This is a genomic window from Vibrio fluminensis, from assembly GCF_015278125.1.
Lineage (GTDB): Bacteria > Pseudomonadota > Gammaproteobacteria > Enterobacterales > Vibrionaceae > Vibrio > Vibrio fluminensis.
Genome location: NZ_JADILO010000013.1, coordinates 112,606 through 119,039, shown reverse-complemented (window position 1 = coordinate 119,039; position 6,434 = coordinate 112,606). Strand labels below are relative to the sequence as shown.

Below are 6,434 nucleotides of genomic sequence, written 5' to 3'. Positions count from 1 at the left end.
GTGGTACAGCTTTGTTTAGAGAAACCGTAAATTTGAACGGCTTATGCACACGTTGACCAGAAGGCTGACCTGATTGTGGGTCAGTTGGTACTGTTACTACGTGGTCGAATTGCTGTACTAGCATCTCATCTTCATGACCTTCAACGTAGCTATCACCGATTGAGTCAGCAGTACATGCGCCTGCAGTAATAAGTCCCTGAGTTTGACCTTCTAGTGATATATAACATGGAGTTGGCATGGCTTTATCCTTAAATTAGTTGATATGTAAATAACTCACCCTCTACTAATCAAAAGCTATGCCAAGCACGGCCCCTATAATTTTCAATTGCTTATATTGATAATATTCACCCTCTGGGCAAGATCTTGCTCAATTCAGGCAAGATCTTGCTCGGCTGAGCAAAAAGTTGCCCGAATATTCAGCATTGATAAACGCGGAAGTGATAGAGCAGATAACAGTACAAGCGTGACCTCTGTTTTTTACGCCAACTGACTTTGCGATAAGAAGTTTTTCACTTACTGTGCTTGCAGTTATTTCATCATGCAGTATCGGTCCATGAACCAGTTTGATAAAACCCAAATTATCGCTCTCGATATCCACCAGCCTGAGCAAATTAAATCAGCACTCATTCAGTACCAAGCGCTATTAGATAGTGGCGAAGCTTTTAACCAGCATCACTTTGATGTGGAGTTCAAACAGCAAGACGCACAAGGTGTGCGCCGCTTGCAGCCAAGCGATGCTGGCAACAACCTTGAACTACTCAAATCCGCCCTGCATATGGGGCAGGAAGGTGGCAGCCATTATTACGCCCACGAAATCACCGATCAGCGCGAAGTCTATATCTCGGAAGTGATTTTGTTTGCCGCTGCCCTACAGTACCCAGAGCTAAAAGCGACCGTAGTCGAAACGGCCAAAGCGATTGTTGCTTACGCGCGCCGCGTTAATGATACCGACGATATGTGGATCGACGACATGCGCGTATTTGGCATTGAAGCGGTGTATATGCTGGCAAAAACCGATCTGCAATACGCCTACTTAGTCGGTCAGTTCTTTATCCCTTACTGGGACGATGAACACGCGACGCAATACGAAGAATACCTCGCCGCGTTTTTAAATGAACATGGCTGGCACCCTGAGGTGATCAAAGCTTTCATTTGGTGTGATAATCCAAGTTTCCGCTTGGCGATGTTTATGGATGAACCATACAGCAACGACACCACTTATCAGCCACTCGGCGAATACTTACAACAGAACCCATGCCAATACGCCAGTTTCAAACAGTTGATGGTGGAGCGCTTTAAAGCCGAACCTGTGCTGCTGGTAAGTTATGACGAGAGCGACGACGACGAAGCCGATTTAAGCGGCTACAAACCAGTTATCTGGCTCTATCAAACTCTGTTTGCCCGCAGCTATGACCATGATGAGCAAGAAGACGATGCCTTTATGCAGCAGCCATTTATGGCCAGTACCCTCGAAGATGAAGCGTACGATCTGCAATGCTATATCGAAAACCATGTTTCTGGAGACCTCGTTAAGCCTGCTGAACGTGCATTGGAAAAACGCGCCAAATACCAAGCCTATCTCGAACGTGACGACCGCCGCTTTGATCTTAACTATGGCAGTGAAGTACTTAAACCGTTGATCCTTGCACTGCCACAAGGTGAGCGTTTATGGCGCTACATCGAAGATGGCTCTGAGCTAGAAGCGCTAGAATCTTTGCAAGAGATCGAACTTTTACCTCTTGCCCATCAACATGCACCTGAGATGGCGGGTCATATCGATGATCATGTTTGTAAATGGGAATACAACAACCAAGGCATCGCTGAAGAGATCGAAAGTATTCTTGAGCTTGTGCGCGGGGATTTATTGACGGATCACTTTGGTGAAGAGACCACGATTGAACATGCTAATGGCTTGATCAGCACTCTCACCATCACCCCTGACAACGAAGTCTCTCTGCTCAAAGCACGTTACGCACAGTATTTGCGCGTAATTGATGTCTTCTATCGCGCACTAGGCAAACGCGAGTTTAGTGAGTATATGATGGAGTCGCTTACTGATGACGACGAGCCGCTCATTTCTCGCCAAGATTACTACCGTCGCTACAGTCAATTGCCAGAGCCAAAAACCGAGGATGGCGATGAGCAAGATGGCGCGCTAACACGTGAAATGCAATCCATCTTCTACTCCTTCACCGATAACGATGAAATTCTATATAAAAAGAATTTTCAGTTGGTCGACAGTGTGCTGCGAAGTTCTCGTGAGTTATGTCATCCCAACTATTACCCGCGAGCACATATGGGCTTTATCGCGCTTGCCTGTTATCAACTGCATGCGGATTTTAATCAACGCATTGGCGATGATGTTACCGAAGCGCTTTTCAACTACTTAAAGCAACAGAATATTTGGCAACAAGCGGTCGATAAGATTCTAGAAGAAGCCTTTATCAAAGGGAACTATCACTGCCCTGAGCATAAAGGACTCACTGAGCAAGATATTGCCCGAGTACGCGACTACTTTTGCGCCGAAAATCCAAGTGAAGATCAAGCCAGCTTACTGACACTGTTAGAGCCGCAACTGCATCGTGATGACTGCTGCCGAGGCAATCTCTACCTCAGTAAATTCAGCGAACAGCAACCAGGCTATGAGTTCTTACACGATCATGATGAAGACTTCCAACGCTTCACCTTGATTGCCTTTTGGCTAAGACAACTGCCTCTGCCACAGCGAGCACAAGCGGATCGCCTATGGCAATTTATCAAAGCACTCGCGCCCGTGCGCGTTGCACGCAACGTATTGCGCGCCTATTCTGATGGTCCATGGGGTATCGAATTCGACAACGTGTTGGATGATATTGAGATTCACGAGCAACTTGAAAAAGCAGGCATCGATCCCGGCATTCTCAAAGCCTATGAGATGAGCCGAGTGAGCGGTACTCGCGATATAGAAAAGTACTCCCACTGGCTGGATCGCTACAGCGAGATCACCAATACCTCGACCAGTATGTTTGGCAGTCTAGATCGTAAAAAAGCCGAGGCGCTGCATGAAGGTTTGAAGTTTATTAATGAAAGTACCCGTGTGGCTTTCTTACATCACGCATCGCTAAAATACCCAGACATCAATTTAGACATTGAGCATGACTTTGAGCGTGCCTTGAAACTGGTAATCCAGCGCAACACCACTTCGTGGGAGTTTGCCCTCGGTCACGAGCTAGGCACAAATTGCCTGTATGTGGGTGAAGGGGACAAAGTACACTCTAAGCTGCGCAAACAAGTGATCGTAAATGAGCACACCGTGCACGATAAGCCGTGCCATATGGATGGTATGAGCTGGCTCGCAAGCACCGTAGTACAAAAACAAGGCGATAAATATGTTGTACTGATGGCTGATAAAGAAGTGCCACTCGAAGTTTATCAAAACGGGCTGCCAAATGGCATGCTGGTTATCCTTGATGAAGCCGTTGATCATCAAACGGTACTAACACGCGTTGATGAACTGCAGCAAACGCCGCAACGTATCGAGCATCTACTTGAGCAAACCTTAGCCTACCTGGCTGGGAATATTGATTATCCGACCATTTCTGCCCTTTATCGCGCGCAAATCGAAACGGAAAACTTACGTCCAAGCTTGGATGAATACCGCCTTTACAGCTTAGGGCAGCTATTATGGATGCTAGAGAAGCCTCAGCGTGACAAGCTGGCTAAACTGCTATTTAACCACGATTATCGCGGCTTTAAATTCATCGAGCGACAACACGAGAAAGCTTGGCTAATCCATCAACTTGCCGAAGGTGAGATTGATTTCGATAGCTATTTGGAGCAAGAGCGTGAAGAAGACGTCTCGGAAGAAGGCATGCTGTTTTTACTTAACTGGATGCGGCAATTGGAGATCGATGCTGCGCACATGACTTTATTCTGCATCAAGCATGCGGAATTTGAAGCCTGTGGCGAGTTTATTCAAGTCCATGCTCGTGGGCAATATGGTGATTTTGAACACACGCTAAACTACCTGCACGCAGGCAGACGCGCACAACTGCCAGAAATCTTAAGCCAAGCAGATGATGCGACGCAGTTGATGGAACCGCTCACCAAAGATCGTTCACGCGTAGTCAAAGAAGCGTTAGCTAAGTGCGTACTGTTAGCCTAAGCCCTCAACCCTAACCTTGCGAAATAATAAAACCCCCTTGGAATACCAAAGGGGTTTTTAATTGCATTTCGTTAATTACACCAAGTCACGCAAGTAACCAACACACGCTTCTTTGGCATAACGAGGCTTACTCTAAGGTCTTTCTCAAACCAATACGGCTATGACCTGCAGGGAAGTTGTCAAAAGTCGTGAACTCTTCAAAGCCAAGGCGTTTATAGAATACCGGGGCTTGCCAGCTTTGGGTCCATAGCCATAAACCAGACAGGTTGTGCGCGATAGCATGCTGTTCTGCTTGCTGCATCAATTGACTGCCCATGCCAGTGCCTCGACAACTTTCATCCACCCAAAGTTCACTAATGTAGAGCCAATCCCAAAGCAAGTCAGCGGTGAGCGCAGCGACTAATTTGCCCTGCTCATTTTTCACCGTCCAATTGAAATGTTGTTTATCGTAAGTCGGTGCTGCTAAGTTTTGACTGTGCGCTTCAAGACCTGTCGTCAGTTCTAAATGGGTTTGTGCATCCATTGCGCCAGTAGCGAATTCAATCTTAGATTGCGCAAGAAAAATCGCTTAGAACTAGGCGCAGATTGCCGCTAACTAGTTATTCTAATTACAAAATCTGCAACAACGTTATCAGCGATTTTAATCAGCAAGAATGATCAAAGACTTATGCTGATTGGTATTAGCAAGGAGCTCGTATTTTAACTCAATCTTAGAACTGCGAAACGACAATTGATCGTAGGTATGCGTCTAAATTTGACTAAACTCTGCTTGAGTCATTCCGTAATACAACTTGTCATCAAACCCATGCTGCGTTTTGTAGTAATCCTGTTGACGACCTTCTTGTTTAAAGCCACATTTCTCAAGCGTCTTGTATGATCCTACATTGGCAGCGTAACAATCAGCTGAAATCTTATGTGCACCTAACTGGTTAAAACCAATTTCCGTCATCAGTTGGCAAGCACGAGTCGCAATGCCTTGTCCCCAAGCGTGGAAAGGCAATTGATACCCAACTTCATAGTTACCCGCAAGAAACATCACTGCTGTCACCGCAGTCATGCCCATATACCTGCCCTCTAGATCGCGCATGACAAATACCAACGAGTCACCCCATTCACCTGTCGAGATTGCTTGCTGAGTGCTTTCAATCAGAGGGTTAAAGTATCCCTCATATAAGCTATTGTCAGCAGGTGCAAAATAGAGATATGGGTTTACTCGGTCATCGTTTAACATCTCGATGATCTCGGCTAAGTCTGACGGCTTAATAAGCTCAATCGTCAATGTTTCACTGAGGGCGACAGCTTTGCCTTGTTTAAGCTCTAAAAAATTGATTTTCTTTTGATTAGTCATTATTACCTTTCCTAGCGCTCATTTTATTGCGCCTTGTTCTGCACCAATAGTAACAAAGCCTTTGGGCGACAAATTGGATTTTTGCGACAACTTTTCACATCACGTGACTATTCAAAATCTCCGTAGATATCGATGGTTAAATCCCGCTTCTTAAGGTATTTCGAGGGTGTTTTACCCAATTGCTGCTTCAGAGTACGAATCAAATGAGATTGATCACTAAAACCAAATTGCTGGGAAAACTCAGTCCAATCAATGTCTCTCTGTTGCCGATAAATAGATAGAATCATCAGCTCTAAACGCATCATCTGTAGATACTGTTTCACGCTCAAACCCACCACAAGCTTAAAGCTACGCTCAAGGGTTCGACGCGAACAAGCGCATTCGTTAGCCAACCATGCCACATCCACCCCATCGGGCGATTCTATGTGGTGCTCAATCAAAGCCACTGCTTTCTGTACCAGTAAAAATGCCTTATCTGGGTTTGGAGAAATCGAGAGCGAGTCAAAATGCTGCTTTACCGTATTGAGTAACTGCGTCGCATCGTCTGAAGATTGCCAAAGTACTCGCTGAAATTGTTTATCAAACAGCGATGTTAGCCAATCAAACCATTGGCACTGATTGATGTGTTGCACAGCTTCTTGATTCAAACAATAAAGCGCTTCAGGGCGAAACGTAATGCCGATACGTTTTAGTGGAGGGTGATCATCCAGCAATAGCAGTTTATCGGTCGCAGTCAGCAGATGATTTCCTCGCCCCGAGAGTATCAACTCACCATTGTCGTAGCTGTAAGCCTGCATCTCAGGCGTAAACAACAAGTGCGCACGCATATTAGGAATCAAGTATGGTTTAGGCTCTATCACCTCACCATCCTCGACTTCCAAGTACCACACTTGATGGATAAGCCATTCATAGCCCGGTAAAGGCTGCTTCCACGCTTTCATA

4 protein-coding genes and 1 pseudogene are annotated in these 6,434 nt (G+C 45.8%); 1 reads left to right on the top strand and 4 read right to left on the bottom strand.

The genetic code is table 11. The features are described 5' to 3' along the window. Nucleotides 1-238 (bottom strand): annotated as a pseudogene (gene hcp-2, locus IRQ95_RS11310) (type VI secretion system effector Hcp-2); the annotation flags it as partial. Nucleotides 239-553: 315 nt separating this feature from the next. On the opposite strand from hcp-2, the gene IRQ95_RS11305 reads away from it, so the two are divergent. Then, the gene (locus tag IRQ95_RS11305; protein WP_194437030.1) at nucleotides 554-4,144 is read left to right on the top strand and encodes a hypothetical protein; all 3,591 of its coding nucleotides are present in this window, start codon (nucleotides 554-556) and stop codon (nucleotides 4,142-4,144) included. A 127-nt stretch (nucleotides 4,145-4,271) separates the two neighbouring features. Here the strand turns inward: IRQ95_RS11305 and IRQ95_RS11300 are convergent, their stop codons facing one another. The 3 genes from IRQ95_RS11300 to IRQ95_RS11290 form a co-directional block, all read right to left on the bottom strand. Continuing rightward, a complete protein-coding gene (locus IRQ95_RS11300; RefSeq protein ID WP_194437029.1) occupies nucleotides 4,272-4,667 on the bottom strand; it encodes a GNAT family N-acetyltransferase in 396 nt (131 codons plus the stop codon). Between the two features lie 225 nt (nucleotides 4,668-4,892). Further along, entirely contained in the window at nucleotides 4,893-5,492 is a 600-nt protein-coding gene (locus IRQ95_RS11295) for a GNAT family N-acetyltransferase (RefSeq protein ID WP_228481382.1), read from the bottom strand. A 107-nt stretch (nucleotides 5,493-5,599) separates the two neighbouring features. Continuing rightward, nucleotides 5,600-6,433 (bottom strand): AraC family transcriptional regulator, encoded by an 834-nt coding sequence (locus IRQ95_RS11290; protein WP_194437028.1) that lies wholly within the window; start codon nucleotides 6,431-6,433, stop codon nucleotides 5,600-5,602. Between the last annotated feature and the right edge of the window lies 1 nt (nucleotide 6,434).

Coding starts and splice junctions, on each gene's coding strand:
- IRQ95_RS11305 (WP_194437030.1), top strand. CDS start 554: ATGAACCAGTTTGATAAAACCCAAATTATCGCTCTCGATATCCACCAG.
- IRQ95_RS11300 (WP_194437029.1), bottom strand. CDS start 4,667: ATGGATGCACAAACCCATTTAGAACTGACGACAGGTCTTGAAGCGCAC.
- IRQ95_RS11290 (WP_194437028.1), bottom strand. CDS start 6,433: ATGAAAGCGTGGAAGCAGCCTTTACCGGGCTATGAATGGCTTATCCAT.
- IRQ95_RS11295 (WP_228481382.1), bottom strand. CDS start 5,492: ATGACTAATCAAAAGAAAATCAATTTTTTAGAGCTTAAACAAGGCAAA.